This is a genomic window from Sulfurospirillum sp. HTRB-L1 (assembly GCF_059415125.1).
In genome coordinates, this window is the sequence record NZ_JCAHZR010000004.1 from 26,436 (window position 1) to 49,680 (window position 23,245).

At 49.0% G+C, this 23,245-nt stretch carries 17 protein-coding genes; 11 read left to right on the plus strand and 6 right to left on the minus strand.

Annotated features, from left to right (window positions below; genetic code table 11):
* Positions 1 to 3: 3 nt before the first annotated feature.
* A complete protein-coding gene (gene phnD, locus AC5SLM_RS07915; RefSeq protein ID WP_495250405.1) occupies positions 4 to 870 on the minus strand; it encodes a phosphate/phosphite/phosphonate ABC transporter substrate-binding protein in 867 nt (288 codons plus the stop codon).
* A gap of 122 nt (positions 871 to 992) precedes the next feature.
* Between phnD and nrfD the strand changes: the two genes are divergently transcribed.
* The 7 genes from nrfD to AC5SLM_RS07950 all read left to right on the plus strand — a co-directional run bounded on the left by nrfD (position 993) and on the right by AC5SLM_RS07950 (position 11,007).
* Complete coding sequence (nrfD, locus tag AC5SLM_RS07920; RefSeq protein ID WP_495250406.1) at positions 993 to 1,829, plus strand: NrfD/PsrC family molybdoenzyme membrane anchor subunit; 837 nt, start codon at positions 993 to 995, stop codon at positions 1,827 to 1,829.
* A gap of 10 nt (positions 1,830 to 1,839) precedes the next feature.
* Positions 1,840 to 4,389 carry a molybdopterin-dependent oxidoreductase gene (locus AC5SLM_RS07925; protein WP_495250407.1) on the plus strand — a complete coding sequence of 850 codons (2,550 nt, stop codon included), beginning with the start codon at positions 1,840 to 1,842 and terminating at the stop codon, positions 4,387 to 4,389.
* 13 nt (positions 4,390 to 4,402) lie between these two features.
* Positions 4,403 to 5,119: a 4Fe-4S dicluster domain-containing protein gene (locus AC5SLM_RS07930; RefSeq protein WP_495250408.1), complete on the plus strand. Its 717-nt coding sequence runs from the start codon at positions 4,403 to 4,405 to the stop codon at positions 5,117 to 5,119.
* 98 nt (positions 5,120 to 5,217) lie between these two features.
* Positions 5,218 to 6,024, plus strand: a complete 807-nt coding sequence (locus AC5SLM_RS07935; RefSeq protein WP_495250409.1) for a phosphate ABC transporter substrate-binding protein — start codon at positions 5,218 to 5,220, stop codon at positions 6,022 to 6,024.
* Position 6,025: 1 nt separating this feature from the next.
* Positions 6,026 to 7,702: a methyl-accepting chemotaxis protein gene (locus AC5SLM_RS07940; RefSeq protein ID WP_495250410.1), complete on the plus strand. Its 1,677-nt coding sequence runs from the start codon at positions 6,026 to 6,028 to the stop codon at positions 7,700 to 7,702.
* Between the two features lie 85 nt (positions 7,703 to 7,787).
* Positions 7,788 to 9,782 carry a BCCT family transporter gene (locus tag AC5SLM_RS07945; protein WP_495250411.1) on the plus strand — a complete coding sequence of 665 codons (1,995 nt, stop codon included), beginning with the start codon at positions 7,788 to 7,790 and terminating at the stop codon, positions 9,780 to 9,782.
* Between the two features lie 73 nt (positions 9,783 to 9,855).
* Positions 9,856 to 11,007 carry a glycosyltransferase gene (locus AC5SLM_RS07950; protein ID WP_495250412.1) on the plus strand — a complete coding sequence of 384 codons (1,152 nt, stop codon included), beginning with the start codon at positions 9,856 to 9,858 and terminating at the stop codon, positions 11,005 to 11,007.
* Here AC5SLM_RS07950 and AC5SLM_RS07955 read toward each other — a convergent pair.
* The 3 genes from AC5SLM_RS07955 to AC5SLM_RS07965 all read right to left on the minus strand — a co-directional run bounded on the left by AC5SLM_RS07955 (position 11,004) and on the right by AC5SLM_RS07965 (position 14,760).
* Positions 11,004 to 12,416 carry a DASS family sodium-coupled anion symporter gene (locus AC5SLM_RS07955; protein WP_495250413.1) on the minus strand — a complete coding sequence of 471 codons (1,413 nt, stop codon included), beginning with the start codon at positions 12,414 to 12,416 and terminating at the stop codon, positions 11,004 to 11,006. The genes AC5SLM_RS07950 and AC5SLM_RS07955 overlap by 4 nt on opposite strands.
* Before the next feature lie 133 nt (positions 12,417 to 12,549).
* A complete protein-coding gene (locus tag AC5SLM_RS07960; protein ID WP_495250414.1) occupies positions 12,550 to 14,421 on the minus strand; it encodes a putative bifunctional diguanylate cyclase/phosphodiesterase in 1,872 nt (623 codons plus the stop codon).
* A gap of 123 nt (positions 14,422 to 14,544) precedes the next feature.
* Entirely contained in the window at positions 14,545 to 14,760 is a 216-nt protein-coding gene (locus AC5SLM_RS07965; RefSeq protein ID WP_495250415.1) for a hypothetical protein, read from the minus strand.
* A gap of 87 nt (positions 14,761 to 14,847) precedes the next feature.
* Between AC5SLM_RS07965 and AC5SLM_RS07970 the strand changes: the two genes are divergently transcribed.
* The 4 genes from AC5SLM_RS07970 to AC5SLM_RS07985 all read left to right on the plus strand — a co-directional run bounded on the left by AC5SLM_RS07970 (position 14,848) and on the right by AC5SLM_RS07985 (position 20,217).
* Entirely contained in the window at positions 14,848 to 15,561 is a 714-nt protein-coding gene (locus tag AC5SLM_RS07970) for a thioredoxin domain-containing protein (RefSeq protein WP_495250416.1), read from the plus strand.
* Positions 15,562 to 16,121: 560 nt separating this feature from the next.
* A complete protein-coding gene (locus tag AC5SLM_RS07975) occupies positions 16,122 to 18,257 on the plus strand; it encodes a diguanylate cyclase domain-containing protein (RefSeq protein WP_495250417.1) in 2,136 nt (711 codons plus the stop codon).
* Positions 18,258 to 18,310: 53 nt separating this feature from the next.
* Positions 18,311 to 18,982, plus strand: a complete 672-nt coding sequence (locus AC5SLM_RS07980) for a response regulator transcription factor (RefSeq protein WP_495250418.1) — start codon at positions 18,311 to 18,313, stop codon at positions 18,980 to 18,982.
* A complete protein-coding gene (locus AC5SLM_RS07985; protein ID WP_495250419.1) occupies positions 18,979 to 20,217 on the plus strand; it encodes an ArsS family sensor histidine kinase in 1,239 nt (412 codons plus the stop codon). Before AC5SLM_RS07980 ends, AC5SLM_RS07985 begins: the two co-directional genes overlap by 4 nt.
* Here AC5SLM_RS07985 and AC5SLM_RS07990 read toward each other — a convergent pair.
* Complete coding sequence (locus AC5SLM_RS07990) at positions 20,201 to 20,992, minus strand: TrmH family RNA methyltransferase (protein ID WP_495250420.1); 792 nt, start codon at positions 20,990 to 20,992, stop codon at positions 20,201 to 20,203. The two genes, AC5SLM_RS07985 and AC5SLM_RS07990, sit on opposite strands and share 17 nt — an antisense overlap.
* Entirely contained in the window at positions 20,992 to 23,079 is a 2,088-nt protein-coding gene (locus tag AC5SLM_RS07995; protein ID WP_495250421.1) for a helix-hairpin-helix domain-containing protein, read from the minus strand. Before AC5SLM_RS07995 ends, AC5SLM_RS07990 begins: the two co-directional genes overlap by 1 nt.
* Positions 23,080 to 23,245: the final 166 nt, after the last annotated feature.

The following is a 23,245-nucleotide window of genomic DNA, read 5'->3' on the forward strand; positions in this document are numbered from 1 at the left end:
CCCTTAACGTTGCTCCAAATACTCAATCATCACGCGCACTGGCTCATAATCTTGGGTTGAGGGCACATCAAAACGGTCTAGCCCCATCTTGGCCAAAATCTCCCGCCCTTTTTGATTAAGGTGCATGGTGGAGAGGGTCCGTTGAAGCTCTTCAAACACCGCCTCACTCAACCCTTGGCGCACCGCGATAGGTGAGTTGGCAAAGGGGCCTAAAATCTGAATGACCTTAAGTTTCCCTCTAGCCTCGGGGTATTTTTCCATGAAGGTATGGTACACAATGCTGTCCACACTCGCCCCATCCACAAACCCTTCTAGCACCGCTTTAATAGACTCGCCGTGCTCAAAAGTGTAGATAGAACGGTGAAAAAACCCTTCCACACCAAAGCCATTAGTGTACAAATAATATTTAGGGGCGATGGAACCTGAGTTAGAATCAGGGTCTGTGAAGGCAAAAATCTTATCTTTAAAATCGTCAAGTTTGGCAAAGGGCGCCTCTTTTTTTACAATGGTATAGGAGTAGTACTGGTCCACCCCCGCCACAATAGGAATCACCAAGAGTTTTCCTGTCTTGTTTTGTTCTAGTTTGGTGTACGTCGAATTGCACACGTAGGCCACATCGACTGTTTTGTTTTCGATGAGGGAAATCATTTGGGCGTAGGTTTTGGAAAAAATAACCGACACACCAAAGGGGGTCTTTTCCTCCAAGTACTGCTCAAGTTTCATAAAATTTTCCAAATCATCCTTAAACACGGTCCCGGTCAACCCAAGGGTAATATTGGGCGCAGCACTGGCAAGGGCTGGGACAAAAAAGCACAACAATGCCATGGTAATTTTCTGACAGGTGCTGGTAAATTTTTTACCAATTTTCATGGGATTTTCCTTACAAGATAGCTTCAAATCCCCAAATTTAGGGATTTGTATTTTTGGAACACTTTTTGCCTATAGGAGATTGTACATGAGATTGTGTTTATCTTTCTTTAAAGGAGTCCACGATGGAATTATTGTGGGATGTTCGAGTTTCACTCGATGTGTTTTTGGGAGGATTGGGCGTTGGCGCCTTTATCTTTGGTGCGATTTTGTTCTACATGGGATCGCAAACGTACGCTTCTACCATCAAAAAAGCGATGGTGATTGCGCCGGTGCTTGTCATCGCAGGCTTACTGCTTCTGCTCACAGAATTGGGAAGACCTTTTAATATCATCATGACAGCGATTTACGTCAATCCCTCCTCTGTCATGTCTATTGGTATCTTCTTACAAGGTATCTTTACAGCCCTTGCAGTTTGGATTGCTTTCCTTGCACTCACCAAAGGTGTTGAGGCGATTTCAGGCACGCTAATGTACATTGGTGCGACCTTGGCAGGACTCATTGGTTTTTACCACGGTATGTTGCTTGCAGGTATTGGCATTGAGCCTTGGAATGGCGCGATTCCTGTCATGTTTATGGTTTCTTCTATGCTTGGTGGTGCCATGGTCGCCCTTTTGCTTTCCTATGGAAGCGAAGAGTTTGATGCCATTTTGGAAAACCTCAAAGTTCCCGTCATCGGAAACGCACTCATCACCCTTAACCTTGCCATTATCGTGGCATGGATTTACTCCCTTGGGTTGAATGATTTGGCTTCAAAAACCATGTATGCGACCTTGTTTGGAAGCTTTAGCATGGAACTTTTTATCGCCATTGCGGGCTTAATCATCCCTCTTGTGCTCTTCACCATGGCACTGATGAAAAAAGTAACGGTTAAATCCGTGGTCATCCCAGCGAGCGTGTTGTTTCTTGTGGGAAGTTTTGTATTAAAAAATCTAATTGTCTATCTTGGGCAAGCGGTATAAGGAGTCAGCAATGAGTATGAATCGACGTGATTTTATCAAAACCTCTGCAGCAACAGCAGCAGTCGCGGCAACCACTTCTGTCTTCACGCCTAAAGCGGAAGCCAAAACAGGTGAACTCGCTTATGAAGGCGAAGCAGGAAAATGGGTAGGCTCCACCTGTCAAGGCTGTACAAGTTGGTGTGCAGTCCAGGGCTTAGTGGTGGATGGCAAAGTCGTCAAAATGCGCGGCAATCCCCTTTCTGCCAACGGTGGACGCATCTGTCCTCGTCCACACCTTGCATTGCAACAAGTGTATGACCCAGACCGTGTCAAACAACCCATGAAACGCACTAACCCTAAAAAAGGACGTGGCGTTGACCCTCAGTTTGTTCCTATTTCTTGGGATGAAGCTATCAATACCATCGCCGATAAGATTTTAGACCTTGTCAAAACCGACGAGACCCATAAATTCTGCCTCATGCGCGGTCGCTATACCCACATGAACGACATCCTTTATGGAAGCTTTCCTAAGCTTATCGGAAGCCCGAACAACATCTCACACAGCTCCATCTGTGCTGAAGCCGAAAAATTTGGCCGTATGTACACCCGAGGCTACTGGGGATACGCCGATGCGGACTTAGAAAACACCCAATACTTCCTCGCTTGGGGATGGGATGGGGTTGCTTCAAACCGCCAAACCCCTTGGTTTATGAAAAAACTGGGTGAACTCAACAAAAACGGTCGCATGACCGTCATCGACCCACGCTTGTCTGCCACTGCTGCAAAAGCAAGCCGATGGTTACCCATCATCCCAGGAACCGACAGCGCCTTAGCGACGGCCATTGCCCACGTTATCATGAGCGAAGGCTTGTGGAACAAAGGCTTTGTGGGTAACTTTGCCGACAATAAAAACTATTTTATTCCCGGCGCACTCGTCCCTGAGACCGTAGGCGAAGACAACACACCACTCGTGTTTAATGAAATCCACACCCATGGCGTAGTGCAGTGGTGGAATCTTGCCGTGTTTGATCGCACCCCCGAGTGGGCAGAACCCATCACAGGAATCAGTGCAGAAGACATCCGTAAAGTAGCGCGCGAATTTGCCGCCGCAGGAAGCAAAGCTATCTCTTGGGTAAGTCCAGGGGCGTGTATGCAAATCCGAGGGGCCTATGGTTCTTTTGCCGGTGAAGTCCTTAACGGCCTTGTAGGTTCTATCGAAGCAGTGGGTGGTGTTTTGGACGGTTCAGGTGCCCCTTCTAAAGGTGCAGCTAAAGTAGATGGTTACATGTCTGAACAAATCGCTGCAGCCGCTAAACGCAAAAAAATCGACAAACGTGGCACACCGCAATTTGCCGCATTGAATAAAAAAAGTGGGGGCGGAGTTGTCACGGCCCGTGTAGCAAGTTCCATCCTTGAAGAAGACCCCTATGACCTTAAACTGGCCATGGGCTACTGGAACAACTTTGTTTTCTCTATTAATGGTTCGGATGTGTGGGAAAAAGCGATGGAAAAATTGCCTTTTTACATCCACATCACCCCAAACTTTGCTGAGATGACCATGTACGCTGACATCGTACTTCCTACCAAACTTCACATGTTTGAACGCTGGGGCTACACTAAAGGAAGCCAAAACATGCGTGGTTACCTCTCTATGCACCAACCCATGATCAAATCCCATGTGGATGGCCGTACGGACGAGACAGAGATTCCGTTCATGATTGCCCAAGCCTTGGCTAAAAAAGGGTTTACTGACCCCCTTCGTTGGATGCAAGACAACTTTAAAGACCCCGTCACAGGCAAAACACCTGAGACACCTGAAGAGTTTGATATTTTTGCCGTGAAGCGCGCCACACAACCTATTTGGGATGGCAGCAGTAACAGCAAGGGTGACAGCATCAACAGTTGGGAAGAGTTGCTTGAAAAAGGCGTGTGGACGTCCAAACCTTACTCTATTGGTAAAAAAATCGACAATTTCCCAACCGCTACAAAGAAGTTTGAATTCTATAGCGAAACCTTGAAAAAAGTCATGGAAGACCACGCAGCCAAAAACGGCATCACCGTGGATGAAGCCTTTGAAGCGGCTAACTATACATGTAGAGGTGAGCTTGGCTATGTAGCCCACTACGAACCGCCTGTGCGCCACGGGGACGCGGCAACCTATCCGCTCATTTTTGCTGAACACCGCTCACGCCTTAACCGTGAAGGCCGAAGCCAAAACACCCCATGGTACTACGAAATGAAAGACGTAGACCCAGGGGACGTGGCCAACAAAGACGTCACCAAACTTAACCCCATTGATGCCAAAAAATACGGCCTCAAAGATGGCGATAAAATTCGCATCACTTCGGTTCAAGGCAGTATCGAAAGCGAAGTCAAAATCTGGGAAGGCACCCGTCCTGGTGTCATCATCAAATGCTACGGCCAAGGCCACTGGGCTTACGGACGGGTCGGTTCTGAAGTGTTTGGCGCCAAAGCACGCGGTGGCAACAATAACGAACTCCACGCGTACGATTACGAGCGTTTGAGTGGTTCTACGCCACGCCACGGCGGTAATGCGCGTGTTAAAATCGAAAAGATATAGGGAAGGATAAACCATGGCAAAAAAATATGCAATGATTATCGACCTCCACCAATGTGTAGGTTGTGGCGCATGTGACCTTGCTTGCAAAAGCGAAAACAATACCCCTACAGGGATTAACTGGGCACATCACTTTACAGAAATGTCGGGAACCTTCCCTAAAGTCACCTACAAGCACGTCCCAACGCTGTGTAACCACTGCGAAGACGCGCCATGTGTTCGTGTGTGCCCTACGCACGCCATGCATTACGCAAAAGATGGCATGGTAGCGCACGATCCGAGCATTTGTATCGGATGCAAAAGCTGTATGTTGGCAGACCCCTATGGTGTCATCAGCTACAACCGCAAAGACGCCTTTAGCGATTACGTGGGCGACACTAGCGTGGCCATCAAGGGCGGAACGTTCTCCAAGAAAGAGCTCAGCGACCGCACCAACGCGCCATTTCCTAACTTCAACGCGGCGCGTGGCGCAGACGGTTATGAGGCGATTCGTGGCAAAGGGGCCGTTGAAAAATGTACCTTCTGTAACCACCGTGTGGAAAAAGGCCTCGCCCCTGCGTGTGTGGTGGCATGCCCAGCGGATGCGCGTATCTTTGGAGATATGAACGATGCGAGTAGCGAGGTCTCCATGATTCTTGCTGCCAATAAACCTACTGTTTTGCTTCCTGAAAAAGGAACAAAGCCTAAAGTCTTCTACGTTGGCAATTACAGCCAAGGAAGTTACAACCGCTAGTTTTTTCGCCTCCGATGTGTATAAATCGGAGGCATCTTCTTACAATTGTGCTATTATTATTTGGCCTGCCAAGGGCATTCTTTTTAAAGGATTTTACGATGCGCATCCTTCTTTTTGTGGCATGTTTTGTGTTTCCACTCTTGGGCGCCGAGCTCACCTATTCGGGTTCTTCTACCATCGGGCAAACCTTTTTTCCGGTTCTTGCCAAACAGTTTGAACACAAATCATCCCACCGTTTTAGTTCTATTGACAATCCAGGTTCGGGGCGCGGTGTGGCCGCACTCATCGCGGGGCAAACAGACATCGCGGGGATTTCCAGTCCCGTCTCTTCTGCCATGCGCGAGGCAAATTTGCGCTTTTTTATCGTCGGGTATGACGCTATTGCGGTCATCACCCACGGGTCAAACCCCCTTAAATCTCTCACCATGGGCCAACTCGCCGATATCTTTTCAGGCAAGATTACCAACTGGAAAGAGGTGGGTGGAAATGACCAAGCCATCGATGTGGTGGTAGAAATTTTGGCGGACAAGCGGGCAACCCAGATTGTCTTTACGGAAATCGTTTTTCACACCAAAACCCTGGTGGGCACCTACGCGCCTGCCATCACCGAAATCGACATGCCCGCGCAAATGGCTGAATACGTCGCCAAAACTCCTGGTGCTATCGCGCCGGTGAGCATGGTGTTTGCCAAAAACCAAGCAGGACTTTCCTTCGTGGCCATAGACGGATCAGAGCCCACCAACGAAGCCATCGCCAATGGCACCTACCCCATTTCGCGCCCTTTAGTGCTGCTCACCAAGGGCAATCCTCCCTTACATGTAAAAGAATTTTTAAACTACGTCTACACCAAAGAAGCGCAAAGGGAAATCAACAAATCCTTTGTCGCCGCGAGAGAAGGGGAATAACATGGGACTTAAACTCACACTCGTCACTAAAATCTTTTTGCTTGTCTTCTCCTTTTTTCTCATGTTTGGTCTCTATGGCACCGTTGTGACCGTCTCTTTTTTCTTTTCCGAGCGCCAAATCCAAAGCACCTTTAACGCCATCGAATCAGAGGTGGAGAGTCAGATTAAAGAGCTTGAAGACCTCAACGAAGTCCAACGTGCCATCACGTACTACACGGAGCTTAAAGCTGTTTTAGAGCGCATGCAAACCTCCCAACAACACTATGCCTCCTTGCAAGATGGGGCCTATTACCTCGACTTTGAACGCTTACTTGCCCAAGCAAACGGGTTTTCCCAGTGCCTTACATGTAAAGGGCAATTAGAAACCATCGCCAACGATTTTGCTCAAATGGATAGCCTCATTATCCAAAACCAAGACGAGCGGGCGCGCCAGATTTCCCTTGTCACCTTGCGTCCAAAACTTGCTGGGCTTATTGAAGAGGTCACGACAACCATCCTTACCAACGAAGCCAACCGCACCGAGGTGATCGCCAAGGCACTCACCATCCAACGGCACACTTTAAAAGGGGTAGAAACCCTTAAAGAACGCAACGATGCCCTTAGTAAAACCATGACCATTTTAAATGTTATTGCCATGGGTGTGGCCGCCATCATGCTCTTTTTGGCGGTCTTTTTTCCCCGTCTTCTTGTGACCCAACTCAAAGTCTTCTCACGGGCATTTAATGGCATGTCCCAAGGGGATTTTACAGGCAAGCTTGACTTCAAAGGAGGCGATGAAATCTCCAACCTTGGTACCTTGTTTAACACCATCGTCCAAACCTTAAGCTCCAAACTTGGCCTTGTTGTGAACACCTCAGGAGAGGTAAAATCCGTCGCTTCTGTGGTTGATAGCACGGCTAAAGAGCTTGAAAATACGGCAAAATCTATGCTAGAACAAACCCACGCCATCACCACACGCAACCATGCCATCGCGACCATTAGCGAACAAATCGACACGACGACGTCCAAAACCATCCAAGACTCCCAAGCTTTGTTGAAAGAAAATGCCGCTTCCATCGTCAAAGTCACCGAAGCCTTGCAAGATTTGGAACGCGTTTCGGTAGACTCGGCACAGATGCTTGAGCTTGCCCGCTCTTTAGAAAGCGCCACCACCGAGGTAGCGACCATCTTGCTAAGCATCGAAGACATCAGTGACCAAACCAACCTTTTAGCCCTCAACGCCGCCATTGAAGCCGCGCGCGCAGGGGAACACGGACGCGGTTTTGCGGTCGTAGCCGATGAAGTACGCCACTTGGCCGAAATGTCCCAAAAAGCGACCACCAACATCGAACACATCGTTGCTATGATTCGCTCTTCTGCTAAAGATGTTTCTTCTAACATCGAGCAAAATGCTTCGAGCTTGCAACACGTCATCGGCGACACCCAAGCGGCGCTTAAAGCCTTTGAAGTGACCAACAGTGGCGTCCAAGCCGTAGAAAAAGACTTGCTTGGCATCCAATCCCACGCCAAAGACCAACGTACCCAAACCACCGCGATTCTCTCCGTCACCGAGGGACTCTCTAAAGAAGCGGCGTCCATGGAAAGCGTAACGTCTAAAATGCTCTCCCTAGCCTCCAAGCTCAACGGCTCTGCTTCGCACCTTGAGGAAAACCTTCGCGCCTTTAAACTTGCACGGTAACCCTTAAAAAATCCTGAATAACCGGGTTGTGTTATAATGAAAAGGGCGCCCTTTTGGGGCGCTACTTCATTTTTCAGGAGACTTTATGGAACAAGGTTTTAAATCAACCCTGCTAAAACCCGTCTTTCTCCCCTCTGTGCTCATTCTCGGACTCTTGGTACTTTACGCCATTAGCATGCCTACCCACGCAGGGGAAGTATTTAGTGCTACCAAAGAGTTTATTGCCCAAACATTTGGGTGGTTTTACATGCTCAGCGTGGGAATTTTTACCCTCTTTATTATTTTTCTTGCCGTCTCTCCCTATGGTCGGTTCAAACTCGGGCCAGACCAGTCAAAACCAGCATACTCCTACCTCTCGTGGTTTGCTATGTTGTTTTCGGCTGGTATGGGCATTGGCCTCATGTTTTGGGGCGTCGCAGAGCCTGTCATGCACTACGCTTCTCCCCCTGTGGGCGAAGGAAGTACCGTTGAAGCGGCACGTGAAGCCATGCGCATCACCTTTTTTCACTGGGGTTTGCACGCGTGGTCTATTTACGCCGTCGTAGGGTTGGTGTTGGCGTACTTTTCCTTTCGCCACGGGTTGCCTCTTTCCATTCGCTCAGCCTTGTATCCGCTCATTGGAGAGCGTATTTATGGCAACATTGGCCACAGCGTGGATACCATCGCCGTCCTTGGGACTATTCTAGGCGTTGCCACGTCGCTAGGGTTTGGTGTCTTACAAATCAACTCAGGACTAAACTACTTGTTTGACATCCCTGTAGGCATTACCACGCAAGTCATTCTCATTGCCCTCATCACCTCCATCGCCACTGTTTCGGTGGTTCTTGGCCTTGATGGCGGCATCAAGCGCCTTTCAGAACTCAACCTTTACTTAGCAGGTTTGTTGCTTTTGTTTGTCTTGCTCGCTGGCCCTACCTTTTTTCTCTTAAGTGCCTTGGTACAAAACGTTGGAGCATATTTGAGCGGGGTTGTCTTTATGACCTTCAACCAATACGTCTACGACAGCACGCCGTGGCTTGGGTGGTGGACGCTGTTTTACTGGGCATGGTGGATAGCGTGGGCACCCTTTGTGGGCATGTTTATCGCCCGTGTTTCTAGGGGCCGCACCATTCGTGAGTTTATTGCGGGCGTGTTATTTGTGCCTGTGGGGTTCACCTTTGTGTGGATGACCATCTTTGGCAACAGTGCCCTGGATATTATCATGAACAAAGGGGGCGATGCCCTCTCTTCCGCCGTTTCAAGCGATGTTTCCACTGCCTTGTTTCAGTTTTTGGAGCACTTTCCTTTTTCGGGCATCACTTCCGTGCTTGCTGTAGTGCTTGTCATCACCTTTTTTGTTACTTCTTCGGATTCTGGTTCGTTGGTGGTAGATACCATCACCTCAGGGGGCAAAGAGAACAACCCTGTGTGGCAACGCATCTTTTGGGCGGTGCTTGAAGGGGTTGTGGCGGCAGCCTTGCTCATCGCCGGAGGGCTTGGAGCCTTGCAATCCGCGTCCATCGTCATCGCACTTCCTTTTGCGCTCATCATGCTCATTGCATGTTGGGGACTTTTTCGTGCCTTGCATTTGGAAGGGATTCGTTACGAAAGTTTGCAACACCATATGAACGCAGGGCGCCATGGGAAAATCAGCGGCACATGGCAATCCCGCCTTAGCAGGCTCATCGCCTTTTCACCCGTGAGCGAAACCAAGCGTTTCATCCAAGAAGATGTCATCAAAGCCATGCACGCCGTGGAAGTAGAATTGGAGAAATTTCAATGGAACGTGGATGTTTCTTATGACCCCAAAGGCGTAGCCCTTTTGCGCGTGGAACATTCTGGGGATTTGGATTTTTCCTACGAGGTACGTCTTAAATCTCAAGACACGCCTACCTACGCGTTCCCAGAGTCGGTCAACCCGCTCAAAGAACAGAAAAAATACGCCCGTGCGGAAGTCTATTTGCAAGATGGCAACAAGGCGTATGACATCTACGGGTACGATGAAGACGTCATCGCCACGGACATCATCGACCAGTTTGAAAAACACCGCCACTTTCTCCACAATACTTCTAGTCTTAATCCTGCTATTCCTATCGAGTGAGATGTTGGCCCTGTAAAGGGCCAACATCCTTTACATGTAAGGGTTTAGTAACCCTTTTGCGTTACACTTTTTCATGAAGATACTTCTCTTTACCGACACCCTATGCGACACCAACGGCGTGTCGCGCTTTTTGCAAGACCTTGGCACCCACTGCCCTGCCTTTCACCTTGTCACGGCAACGCGCAAATCTTGCAACCTTCCTTTTAAAAACTGGACAAACCTCCCTGTGCGCCTACGCCTTGCCATGCCTTTTTACCCCCAACTTGACCTTAGTTTTCCCTCATACGCCCACGCCAAAACTTTGTTTGAAACCTTTGACCCCGACCTTGTGCATGTCTCCACGCCTGGCCCTGTTGGTTTGCTTGGACGCGCCTTGGCGCTCAAATACCACAAACCCCTTGCAGGGGTGTACCACACCGATTTTCCCGCTTACGTGCACAACAACCTGCCCCTTTGGGGGCTAAAACGCCTCACCCAAATGTCCATGCGTTGGTTTTACAAACCCTTTTCTTTGCTCTTTGCCCGTAGCCAAAGTGAAATCCCCAAACTCCAACCCCTTCTTCATAAAACCCTCACACTCTTTAAAGCCGGGGTGGACACGCAGGTGTTTCACCCTTTGCCTCTCCCTAAAGAAACGCGTTTGACCTTGCTGTACGTGGGGCGCATTAGTCCTGAAAAAAACATAGGATTTTTGTGGGAAGTGTGGGAAATCCTCCAAAACCTCTTAGGTCCTCAGGCGGTGCAGTTGTGGTGCGTAGGGGAATGTACCCATCCACTTTTACGCACCCAAGGAGAGGCGCTTGGGGTGCAATTTTTGGGGAAAAAATCCAAAGAAGCGTTGCCTGCTTTGTATGCCAAAGCCCATTTGTTTGTTTTTCCCTCCCTTACTGAAACCCTAGGGCAAGTGGTGCTTGAGTCGTTGTCCTGCGGCACGCCTGTTGTCGTTTCCGACCAAGGGGGACCGCGCACCCTTTTAGCAAGCACACCCCATCCTTGCGGGTACATCCTCTCCACGCGCTCCGCCCACACGTGGGCACACGCTATCAAAGGGCTTTTAACCTCTCCTGCCAAGCACGCGGCTATGGCAAAAGCAGCACGGGCGCAAAAGTACGAGATACAAGAGAGTATTAAAGATTTTTTAGAGGTACATGTAAGGGTTTCTCAAGAAGGAAAGCGGAAGAAAGAAGGGGTCGAGCCCGAAGGCCCGACACAAGATAAGGATTAGACGAAAATAAATACACCCACCAAAAGAACAGCGATGTAAAGGGCGCCAAATACCCCGCCAAGTAACCAGAAGGTTCCTGTTGGAATAAAGCGTGAACCAAACCAAATCGGTGATGGTCCTGTTGCATACGGAGTAAGAATACCCATGATACCCAAGGTACCGGCCATCAAGATACTAAATGGAACCAATTGCTCAGGTGCAATCATTTGTACAGCAATCGCCATGAAAAGAGGCAAGAGCGCTGTGGTGTGTGCTGTAACAGAAGCAAAGAAGTAGTGAAGCACAAAGAAGATGAGAAGCATAGAAATCATCAAGACGGTGGGTGTCATACCTACCAAGTAACCCTCAAGTCCTGTACCCATCCATTTTAGTACGCCTGTGCGGCTTAAGCCTGACGCCATCGCTACCAAGGTCGCAAACCAAATCAAGATGTTGAAGGCTTCTTTATTAGAAAGCACGTCATCCCATGTAATAACGTTAGTAAGTACCATCACGGCTACAATTGCAATCGCCACGGTTGTACCGTTGATGCCAAGTTCTTTTCCAAAAATCCAGCAGACAAGTGCTACAACAGCAAGTACTGCCATTAAAATCTCTTTACCTTTAATCCCGCCCAAGGTTTTAAGCTCTGCTGCAGCCCACGCTGGTGCTTCAGGAGAGGTTTTTTGGGTTGGTGGGTAAATCACATAAGTAATAAGTGGAACGGCTAGGAAAAGTGGCAACATGAGTGGCACCATGATAGAAGCCCATTGGCCCCATGTAATAGCCGCATGACCTGTCCCTTTAGCAATCAAATCTACCGCCAAGAGGTTAGGGGCAAGTGCTGTAAGGAACATAGAACTTGTCACACACGTAGACGCAAGGGCAACCCATGTAAGGTACGCACCAAGTTTGCGTGGTTCGTTGTCTGGTGTAGAGTTAAAGATAGGAGGAATGTTGCTTGCTACGGGGTAGATAGTACCCGCGCTGCGCGCTGTATTGGAAGGCATAAAAGGCGCAAGAACCAAATCTGCAAAGGCAACCGCGTACCCAAGACCCAAGGAGCTTTTACCAAGGTATTTCACCAAAACCAATGAAATGCGTCGTCCAAGGCCTGTTTTTTTGTAGCCAAGAGCAAACATAAACGCCGCGAAGATAAGCCAGATAACGGTGTTAGAGAAACCTGAAAGCGCCCAACTAATATTTGGACCTGGCTTTGGGTCAATAAGCCCCAATGTAGCAACAAGCGAAATACCGACAAAACCCACAAGTGCAGCAGGAACAGGCTCAATCACAAGCCCTACAACCACACCCATAAAAATAGCGAAAAATTTCCACGCTTCGGGGGTTAGCCCTTCGGGCGTTGGCATAAGCCAAAACACCAGTACAACCGCCACTGGGGCGATCATCTTCCAAATTTTTGGTGACATACGATCTCCTTTAAAGATTTGCATTCTGGCGAACATTATAGGTTAAGATATGGGATATTATTGAGACTTTTTTGGGTTTTTAGTCTCGATAAAAAGCCTAAAACAGCGCATTGGAACAGCTTTCTTAAGCCGACTAAACCGGTATAAATACTTCAGGGGGCATAGGTTCAGCATAAAAGTAACCTTGCACCACACGACAACCTTCTTTTTTTAAGAATACAGCCTGCTCTTGTGTTTCAACTCCTTCCCCAAGCACTTCTAAGTGTAGGTTTTTTGCTAACGTGATAATCGCTTTAATAATCGCACAGTCTTTTTCGCTTTCAGGCGTATCTTTCACAAAAGAACGGTCAATTTTGAGTTTATCAATAGGAAGTTGCTTAAGGTAACTCAACGAAGAGTACCCTGTGCCAAAATCATCCACAGAGAGTTTAAACCCCGCTTCCTTAAGCGCCAAAAGCTTGTTGGCACTTTCACTGGTGTTTTTCATGACAAAACTTTCCGTGACTTCTAGTTCAATGCACGTGGGTGAAACCCCCGCTTCCTCGCACAAACGCCGCATGGTTGCAACAAAAGCCTCTTCTTCAATCTGAACTGTGGAGATGTTGATGGCCAAGGTTCCTTTAAAAGCCCCCGCACGCTGCCAAAGGGCGAGTTGCTTAAGGGCTTTTTGGACAATCCACCACCCCAGAGGCACCATAAACCCGCTCTCCTCGGCCCTAGGGATAAACACATAAGGAGAAAGCAGTCCTCGGAGGGGGTGTTGCCACCGCACCAACACTTCTGCCCCTACGGTCTCCAAACGCTCAAGGTCCACTTGAGGTTGATAGTGCAACACAAAAGCGTCCGTCTCAAGGGCTTCTTGAAGCTCTTTGTCCAAGGTGTCCATGTGGATAATTTGCTCCGTCATGGCCTTGGTGTACAAGACGACTTGGTTTTTACCCAAACGTTTGGCTTCGTGCAACGCCGTATCGGCATTACGAAACAACTCTTCGATACTTTTGGCATCTTTAGGAAAAAGTGAAACCCCAATACTGGCCTTTACATGTACACGTTTTCCTTCTACCTTAAAGGGGGTTTTAAGGCTCTCAAGCCACGCAAGGGCGTGCGCGTAGGCGTGGTCCACTTCGGAGGTTACCACCACAAACTCATCTGCCCCCATGCGCGCAAGAAACCCTGTGTGTTCATTTAGGGTCTGAAACCGCGCCGCAACAGCTTCGATAAGCCGGTCTCCAAAACTGTGCCCGTGCAAGTCGTTGACCCGTTGGAAATGGTCCAAATCCAAAAATAACAACGCCACGCCTTTAGCGTAAAAAGGTTTTTCAAGTTCACGTTTTAGCAAGGTACGGTTAGGAAGTTTGGTAAGGGGGTCATAATGGGCTAAAAACATGACCGCTTCTTGGGCTTTTTTGCGCTCGCTCACATCTTTGTGGGTGCCCGCGATGCGCAAGGGGGCACCTGTTTTTTCATCGCGCTTCACAACAGCGCCCGAGCTTTCAATCCACACCCAATGCCCTTGGCGGTGACGCATCCGAAATTCAACCACGTACGAGGCTTGGTTTACACTCGCCGTGGCAATCGCTTCTTGGATGATTGCTTTATCTTCAGGATGCACCAAGCTCATCCATTCTTCCACCTCGCCCTTAAGGGCTTCGCGTTTTAAGCCCAACATGCTTAGCCACGTGTCGTTTACAACATGCACATTGGTCACGCAATCGCGATCCCAATACCCAAGGCCTGCGCCTTGAATGACGTATTCTAAACGTTGCTTGTGTTCTTTGAGTTGGGCTTGAATATGTTGCAATGAACGAAAATGGGATAAAATCAACCCGTACAGCAACACCGCCGTCACCAACACAAAGGAGAGGCCTTTGTAGGTTTGTATGGTGTTAAGCACGGAAATATCTTTAACAAAAAAACCTAATACCTTGTCGGAAAATAAAATCCAAAGCACTGAAAAAAGGGTATAGACTCCAACAATGCGAAGGGATCCGTGACGCAGGTTCATTGCGGTGCCTTTTGCTTAGTAAACTACGATGGGACTTCTTTGCAAAAGCCCTTGTTAGATTGTAACTAAAAAAGCATCTTTATGACTTATTTGCAAACAAATAAACGTCGTTTTTAAGAGGTTCTAGCCACCATTTTTCCCACATTTTTGAACAAGCTCATCGTACCACGCTTCGTTATTGCGCGTACGTTTTGTGCGTTGCAAGTTATCGCGAATCGCCGCAAGCTCCATCTCTTCCATGACCATCAACACACCATACGCCACAGGTGTCGCGTGCGGATCAGACTCAATCAATTGTGCAATTTCTTCAATAAGTGCTGTTTTTGAGGGGGTTTCCACGCCCATTTCCTTTACTGCAATAAAATTTAGCTTCGGTTTACCCAAGGCCTGTATAATACCACAATTTTAACACACGAAAGGTCCTTCATGAAACACCTCAGCCTCGTTGCTTTGCTTGCAACTTCTTCTTTATTTGCCGCTACTGACGCGCAAGTCATTGCCTATTTTAAAGCCCAAGTACCCGACCATATTAGCGTCACTATTGAAAACCGCAAAGCCGTCGATAAACTCAAAGGCTACGACATCGTCACGACCAAATTAAGTGATGGCACCCAAAGCCAAGTGATTACTCTTTTCACGAAAGATGGCCTCATGTTTCCTGACATTATTGACCTTGATTCTGGCGTTTCTATGAAAGAATCTATCGAACAAGCACAACTGCAACAAAAGATTGGTGCCATCTACAAATCAGAAAAGAAAAACAACATCATCGCCCTTGGCAATGACAAAAACAAGCCTACCATGGTGGTCTTTTCAGACCCCGAATGCCCCTATTGCCGCAACGAACTGGGCACGGTTGAAGAGCGCCTCAAAACCCACAACCTTCGCCTTATCCTCACGCCCGTTCATGACACCAGTGCCCTTCAAAAAAGTTACCTCATCTACCAAGGGGTAGCAAAAGCCAAAGACGATGCGGCTAAAATCGCTATTTTACGCAAGTATTTTGACGAGGCCGCAACAGTGGATGCAACGGTTTCTGAAGATGGGGTAATGCAAATGGACCAATTGCGCCGCAAATACCTTCAAGCAGGCCTTAAAGGCGTTCCTTTTTATATTGAAGAAAAAGAACTCTTACAATAAAACATAAAGGACTAAAGGGCATGCCCTTTAGTCCTTTAGCAGAGGGCTCGCGCACTAAAAGTGCTTTTTTACTTTGATACGCCTTTGAAGCAAAGCTCCACAGGCTACGCTAACGCTGTGTTCTCTTCAGCAGAGGGCTCGCGCACTAAAAGTGCTTTTTTATATCTTTATTTTCACTTTTTTTATTATTGGTGGTATAATGCGGTTTTAACGTCTAGCGCTAAGGATACCCCATTAAACCTGTACCCTCTAACTCCTTTGCTAATCGTTTTATTTTTGGGATTTTCCTTGCATTTGGAGTCCCTTATGCCGCCTTATGGGCGCAGGCTCCTTGGCTAGCCGATGCCTTTGCCTTTGCCGCTTTATGTGTTTGGGGATGGCGTGTTGGTGGGAGTATCTTTGCTGCGTTGTTCCTTTTTACTGCTTTTCCCCACCTTACACTCGAAGCAAGTCTTGCTTCATTAGCCCATCTTAGCGCCCTTATGGGTGGCGCACTCTTTTTTTTCGCCTTTGGGAAAAAGGGGCAATTAACCCGTCTTGAGAAGGGTCTTTTTTTTGGTGTGGCAAGTTTTATCAGCGCCTTTCTTTTAACCATTAGTGCGTCCATGGAAGGTATTTCTTTCGCGGAAACAGACACCTTAAGCCTTTCGCTTTTTTTGTTTCACTTTGCCCAGTTTTTCTTTCTCTCTTCCCTTTTTGTACTCCTCTTCCAACGAAATCTCATCGCCCCATCGGATGCTTCTGCGTCTCTTATCTCTTTTGAGCACCTCTTTCAAAACCTTCCCGTTCCTGTTGCTTACAAAGACATCAAGGGGGCTTACCTTGGGTGCAATCGCGCCTTTGATTTACACATTGGAAGTGCAAAAATGGAGGTCATCAAACACCTCCAAAACCTCCCACCAAAGCACACCAAACACACCCATTTGCCCTACGATAACAACGTCCTTAAAGAAATCCACCTCACTTGTGAAAAAGTAACAAACGCCGCAGGGGAGTTACTAGGTTCGGTGTGCCTTTTGGTGGACATTACCGAATTTGAAACCCTCAAAAAAAGGTTGCAATACTGGAAAGAACGCTATGAACTTGCCCTTGATGGTGCCAATGATGGCTTGTGGGATTGGGATGTTCTCAACGATACAGTCTTTTTTTCACGACGCTGGAAAGAGATTATGGGGTACAAACAGCACGAAAATCCTAACCACGTTGACCATTGGCTAGGCCTCATTCACGACGCAGACACCAAGCACGTCACCACAGAACTTCGTGCCCATCTCAAAGGCAACAGCGCCCTTTTTGAAGTAGAGCACCAATGCGCTCCCCTAGGCGGTGCATTACGGTGGGTAAAGGTTCAAGGCAAGGCACTTTTTGATGCCGCCCACAAACCCATTCGCATGGTAGGGTATGTTTCTGACATCACCCAAACCAAAAAAGCCCAGCACGCCCTCAAAGAGAGCCAAGAACTTTTTTTACGTTTTATGAACGCCCTACCCGCCCTTGCTTTTATCCGAAATACCGAAGGGGTGTTTACCTACATGAACGCTTCTTATGAAAAATTTATTGGTGGCAAAGAGTGGCGCGAGAAAACAGCAAGTGCTATTTTTCCGCCCTCTGTTGCCGCCTTGCTCCAAAACCAAGACCGCCTGACGCTGTACGAGGGGATAGGACAACACGAGCAACGCTTTCCTGATGTGTTGGGCAAAGAGCATATTTTTCAAAGCTTTAACTTTCCTTTTCAAGATGCCAAGGGCGCCCGCATGCTTGGAGGCATTGCCCTTGATATCACCAAAGAACGCTTATTGGAAGAGCGAACCAAGCTCTTTGCTAAAATCTTTGAAACAACCTCTGAGGGCATTGTGGTCACTGATAGTGCTGGAACCATTGTCACCATTAACCGTGCCTTTACCCTACTCACGGGTTTTGCTTCCGCCGAAGTGCTTGGGAAAAACCCCCGCATTCGCAAAAGTGGCCACCATGGCGAGGCATTTTACGAGGCGCTTTGGAAAACCTTGCTCGAAACTGGAACTTGGAAAGGAGAGCTGTACAACTTACACAAAAATGGCGATGTGGTGCCTGAACGCTTTAGCATCAGCACGATTAAAAATGAAACGGGTGCTATTGTCTATTTTGTAGGGATTTTTACCAATATTTCCGAACAAAAAGCCCAAGAAAAACGCTTAGAAGCCCTAGCGCACTACGACACACTCACAGGTATTCCTAGTCGTTTTTTGTTTTTGGACCGGCTAGACCAATGCATCGCCAACACCTTGCGTACCCAAAAAAGAGCGGCGTTGCTTTTCATTGACTTGGATGATTTTAAACCCATTAACGACACCTACGGGCACGAGGCGGGGGATGAAGTGCTTAAAACCATCGCATCACGCCTAAGCGCACAGATTCGCAGAAGCGACACGGCCGCGCGATTAGCAGGGGATGAATTTGTTGTACTCTTAACCAATCTTGGCTCTGGGGCCAATTTGCACACATTGTGTTCCAAAATCCTTGCCACCATCCAAGAACCCATCCCTTTCAAATCCGAAACCTTACGGGTTGGTGCTAGCATTGGGATTTGCGTCTGCCCAGACCATGGCGACACGGTCGAAGCCCTCTTAAGCCACGCCGATGAAGCCATGTATCAGGTTAAAAAACAAGGCAAGAGTGCCATGGGGATGTACAAACCTCCCGCTAAGGCCCATTAACACTCCATCAACCCACCCGTGTTATACTTTCCAAAACCTTTTAGGACCTTGCCATGAAGATTGCGATGATTGAAGATGACACCGAACTTGCCGAACTTTTGTGTGCTTTTTTAGCCCAATACAACCTGCATGTCACCAACTATGAAGACCCTTACCTTGGCATTAGTGCCTTGGCGATAACTCCGTATGATTTGCTGATTCTCGACCTTTCCTTGCCTGGCATGGATGGGTTAGAGATTTGCCGCGAAGTGCGCCAAAAAAGCGACATTCCCATCATCATCTCTTCCGCGCGTAGCGATTTGGACGACAAGGTCATTGGCCTCTCTTTGGGAGCGGATGATTATTTGCCCAAACCCTACGAACCCAAGGAGCTTTACGCGCGCATCCTTAGCGTAGCAAGGCGTTACAAAAAAGGAAACCAAAGCGCGCCCGCTCCTGTTTCTGCCCTTATTCTTGATGAAAAAGCAGGGCTTATCTATTTTCACGAAGCGCCTTTGAAACTCACCCGTGCCGAGTTTGAAGTACTCAGCGCATTGGTGCAACAACACGGGTGTGTGGTGTCACGCGAACAGCTCATAGGTGCGGCGCCAAGCTTGGGAGAAGAGAGCGAAAGCCGCAGTTTAGACGTCCTCATCAGCCGCATTCGCGCCAAGCTTGGGGAAAGTTCCAAAGAACCCAAGCACCTCCATTCGGTACGCGGCATCGGGTACAGGTTGGCTGGATGAAGTGGTACCATAGCCTATTTTTTAAAATCACCCTGATTTTTAGCATTGCTTTTATGGGTCTTGTTGTTGTTGGGACAAGCTTTACGGTACACCAAAAAAAAGAGCAGCTCAACGACGTGCGGCGCTTTGCCCAAAGCCTGTTCCGTAGTGCTTACCTCCCCAAATCTGGCCAACTTGATACGGCCTTACTGGCCCAAGAAGGTTTCTTGAGCATTGATAACACCGGACATTTAGACCCCATCCTCCAAGACCCTCCACCCCCGCCCGTACGCCGCCAAGGGGAAATGGGACGCCGTATGTTTCCTGTAGAAATTGTTGAATTTAAAGGGGAAGTGTACGCCTTGGCTTATTTAAAAGAGCGTCCTGTGCAGGTTTTTCAAGTCCCTTTTCGTCCTTCGCATTTCTTACATGTAAGCTTGTTTGTTCTGATTGGCTTGGCGTTGGTGTTTCTTTATGTGCTCACCTTGCGCAGTATTCGTCCCCTTGCTCCACTAAAAGCACGGATAGAAGCTTTGGCAGAAGGAGACCACACCCTCCCCTCTCGAAGCCAAAGCAAAGATGAGATTGGCGCCCTTACGAATGCCTTTTACGACACAGTCTCAAAAATCAAAGACCTCAAAGAGGCCCGCCAACTGTTTTTACGCAACATCATGCACGAGCTTAAAACCCCCATCACCAAAGGCAAACTAGCCCTTGCGATGCTTGAAGACTCCCCTTACAAAACCAAACTCAACGCGCTTTTTGAGACCCAAGAACACCTCTTAGAAGAGTTTGCGCGCATTGAAAAATTAGGAGCGGGAGAGCTCACCCCTTCATGCAAACCTTACCATTTGGACGACATTGTGGCCCAAGTGCGAGATTTGCTCCCTGATGAGTCCGCGCCGCTAGAGGTCTATGCTAACGGGCAAACCTTACATGTAGACTTTGATTTGTTTTGCGTGGCCCTTAAAAACATCGTAGACAACGCCCTGCGCTACAGCACGGATGGACGCGCGCGCCTTACATGTAAAGGCACAACCTTGTCCATCTCCAACCACGGCGACCCCTTGCCTCATCCCCTTGATTCTTACGCCAAACCCTATTTTCTAGGAGGCTCCAAACAAAAAGAATCCCGCGGCCTTGGCTTTGGGCTTTACATCGCCCTAGCGGTTTTTCGCCTCCATGCTTTGCCTTGCCACTACACCCACGAAGCAGGGGTTAGCACCTTTACTCTTGAGCTTACTCCCGTGCTTTAACCCCGTGCACAAACTGGTACATGAGCACCGAGGCGGCCACGCCCACGTTGAAGCTTTTGATGCCCTCTTCCATCTCGATTTGCACGCACGTATCGCACGCGGCTAATACCTCAGGAGACAATCCTTCGCCCTCATTGCCTAGCACTAGCACCCATCGTTTTGGCACACGAACGCGCGCCAGAGGCGTTGCATTGGGCGTGACTTCCGCGCCAAAAACATGATACCCCAAAGCCTTTAAGGCCAAAATCGTCGCCACGGCATCCTCGTACACGTGAAACTTCAGCTGGCTTACATGCCCCATGGAGACCCGAAGAACGCGCCGTCCGTAAGGGTGCGCACCTTGGGAAGCACACACCAAAGCACCCACGCCAAGGGCGGCCGCGCTGCGTGCCATGACCCCTAGGTTTTCACTCTTGGAGAGCATCGTACTCATGAGCACCCGCTCGCCCAGTGCATTAAGAGGTGAAGGTAACGGGCGAAGGCCATGCATCATGACATGGTGGTGCACCGTGTGGCCCACGATGCCTTCCATCATCTCGCGGCTTGCCACAAAAAACGTTACCCCTTGCAAAGATTCCAAAAGGGCACGCTCTTGCGCGTAAAACGCAGGGGTTGCAAGAAGGCTTAACGCCTGCACCCCTTGCCTCAGGAGCATGCACACGACCTTGGGGCTATCGGCGATAAACTCTCCCTTGGCACTCACTGCTCCATCACGCAAGGTGCGGTACAAGGCGAGTTCGGGTGCCTCTAGGGTGGTGAGCTCTACAAGTTCCATCATCCCTCCTCCACAAGGCTCAAACTCACCTTACCCCGCACAAGGTCGATGCCAATGACACGAATGGAGGGCAAATACTGGTTCAAATGCACCACTTCCAAAGGATGTCCCACTCGCGCGGATGTGAGTTTGGAGAGGTGAATCATCCCGTCATTTTTAAGGCCAATGTCCACAAAAACCCCAAAATCCACGATGTTGCGCACCACGCCTGACACCACACTTCCTTCTTCTAGCATCCCAATGTCTGTGACACCTTCTTTAAACGGCAACGGTGGCAACGCCTCTCTGGGGTCAAAACCGGGTTTTTGTAGCTCAAAAACGATGTCTTTAAGGGTGGCTTCGCCCGCGCCAAAGGTCGCCATAAGCCCTTCGGGCGAGGCATCTGGGTTTTTCAAGAGCGCAAGGGCTAGCGGGTAACTCTCAGGATGCACACCCGTGTTGTCCAACGGACTTTTGCCCTCTTTGATGCGTACAAATCCTGCGGCTTGCTCATAGGCTTTGGCTCCCAAGCCCTTCACTGCTAGCAAATCTGCCTTACATGTAAAGCGTCCGTGGGTTTCGCGGTGGACAACCATGGCTTTGGCAACTTTTGGGCCAATGCCCGCGACGTATCCTAGCAACGCGGCCGAAGCGGAGTTAGCATCCACCCCCACGCGGTTGACCAAATCTTGCGTCACGTCTTGGAGTTTTTTTTCCAACTGTTTTTGATCCACATCGTGCTGATACTGCCCGATACCAAGGGCTTTGGGGTCGATTTTCACCAACGCCGCCATAGGGTCGCGCAACCGCTGGGCAATGGAGATGGCACCCCGAATGCTCACATCAAGCTGTGGGTACTCTTCCGAAGCAATCTTAGACGCCGAATAGACCGACGCGCCCGCTTCTGAAACCACCGTATAAGGCAACACCACCTCGCCTTTGGCGTTGAGCGCGGCAAAAAACTCTTGGGTTTCCCGCGAGGCCGTGCCATTGCCAATAGCCACCGCGGTGATGGCGTAGCGTTTAGCCAGTGCGACGACTTTAGCGGTCGCCCCTTGTGTGTCATTGTGGGGAGGCGTGGGGTAGATGACCTCATGGGCAAGGTAGGTTCCCTCCAAGTCAATCACCGCAAGCTTACACCCCGTGCGAAAGGCGGGGTCAACACCCAAAATCACCCGTTGTTGCACGGGCGGGCTCATGAGCAGTTGGTGGAGGTTTTTGCCAAACACGTCGATGGCAGCAGTGTCGGCGCGCGCCTTTAAAAGGCCGTGCACTTCGCGTTCCAGAGAGGGCAAGAGTAAGCGCTTCAAGCCGTCCTTGTAGGCCTCAAAAAGCAAGGGGCTTTTAGCGTTTTTGGGGAGCTTGTATTGGTAAATGTTTGCTTCGATGCGCGCCACATCCACCACCATTTTTACACTCAGTTGCTTTTCTTTGACCCCGCGCATGAGGGCGAGGTAGCGGTGCGAGGGAACGCTTGCAACCTTTTCACGCGCCTGTGCCAAAGAAACAAAGGGCCCTTTTTCGTCAAAAGTTTTGGTTTTTTTCGCTTCCAACACCCCGTGCTTTAGCATGAGGGTGCGCACCGCTTCGCGTTCCCTTGGGGCATCCGCAAAGCGCTCGGCGAGGATGTCTTGGGCTCCTAAAACTGCCTCTTCTACAGAAGCAACCTTTTCGCCCACGTAGCTTTTTGCCTTTTCGTAAAACGTCACCTCGTCGCCTTTTTCTAACGCGTCTGCCAAGGGTTCAAGGCCTTTTTCAATAGCACTTTGTGCACGGGAATTCTTTTTTTCTTTAAAGGGACGAAAGATGTCTTCCACTTCACTCAAGGTTTGGGCAGCATCTAAGCGCTGTTTGAGCGCACTATCAAGGACGCTTCGCTCACTAATGAGCCTTGCCACATCGGCTTTGCGCTCCAAAAGGTGCTTGGCACTTTCAACGATTTTTTCAAAGTCCCGCAAAGCTTCATCACTCGCCCCGCCTGTCATCTCCTTGCGGTACCGCGCGATAAAAGGCACCGTCGCCCCGCCTTCAAGGAGGGTTAAAATGTTGGTAACCGCGGTGATACTAAGGCCTGTTTGTTTTATAAGGATGTCTGTTAAGGTGTGCATGGTGTCCGTTCTTACATGTAAAAGGTTTTAAAAGGCGCATTATACGTAAATTTTATTCTGGCGACCCAAAAGCCTTTCTTTTTATTCCATCAAAAAAATGTATAATGCCCGTTACTTTAAAAAGAGACTGTGCTGTTTTTATACACAAAAACCCGCTATTCTGGGC

Excerpts from the sequence above, each read along its gene's own strand:
- AC5SLM_RS07945 (WP_495250411.1), top strand. The coding sequence starts at position 7,788 with ATGGAACAAGGTTTTAAATCAACCCTGCTAAAACCCGTCTTTCTCCCC.
- AC5SLM_RS07970 (WP_495250416.1), top strand. The coding sequence starts at position 14,848 with ATGAAACACCTCAGCCTCGTTGCTTTGCTTGCAACTTCTTCTTTATTT.
- AC5SLM_RS07960 (WP_495250414.1), bottom strand. The coding sequence starts at position 14,421 with ATGAACCTGCGTCACGGATCCCTTCGCATTGTTGGAGTCTATACCCTT.
- AC5SLM_RS07995 (WP_495250421.1), bottom strand. The coding sequence starts at position 23,079 with ATGCACACCTTAACAGACATCCTTATAAAACAAACAGGCCTTAGTATC.
- AC5SLM_RS07990 (WP_495250420.1), bottom strand. The coding sequence starts at position 20,992 with ATGGAACTTGTAGAGCTCACCACCCTAGAGGCACCCGAACTCGCCTTG.
- AC5SLM_RS07955 (WP_495250413.1), bottom strand. The coding sequence starts at position 12,416 with ATGTCACCAAAAATTTGGAAGATGATCGCCCCAGTGGCGGTTGTACTG.
- AC5SLM_RS07940 (WP_495250410.1), top strand. The coding sequence starts at position 6,026 with ATGGGACTTAAACTCACACTCGTCACTAAAATCTTTTTGCTTGTCTTC.
- phnD (WP_495250405.1), bottom strand. The coding sequence starts at position 870 with ATGAAAATTGGTAAAAAATTTACCAGCACCTGTCAGAAAATTACCATG.
- AC5SLM_RS07935 (WP_495250409.1), top strand. The coding sequence starts at position 5,218 with ATGCGCATCCTTCTTTTTGTGGCATGTTTTGTGTTTCCACTCTTGGGC.
- AC5SLM_RS07930 (WP_495250408.1), top strand. The coding sequence starts at position 4,403 with ATGGCAAAAAAATATGCAATGATTATCGACCTCCACCAATGTGTAGGT.
- AC5SLM_RS07985 (WP_495250419.1), top strand. The coding sequence starts at position 18,979 with ATGAAGTGGTACCATAGCCTATTTTTTAAAATCACCCTGATTTTTAGC.
- AC5SLM_RS07950 (WP_495250412.1), top strand. The coding sequence starts at position 9,856 with ATGAAGATACTTCTCTTTACCGACACCCTATGCGACACCAACGGCGTG.
- AC5SLM_RS07925 (WP_495250407.1), top strand. The coding sequence starts at position 1,840 with ATGAGTATGAATCGACGTGATTTTATCAAAACCTCTGCAGCAACAGCA.
- nrfD (WP_495250406.1), top strand. The coding sequence starts at position 993 with ATGGAATTATTGTGGGATGTTCGAGTTTCACTCGATGTGTTTTTGGGA.
- AC5SLM_RS07980 (WP_495250418.1), top strand. The coding sequence starts at position 18,311 with ATGAAGATTGCGATGATTGAAGATGACACCGAACTTGCCGAACTTTTG.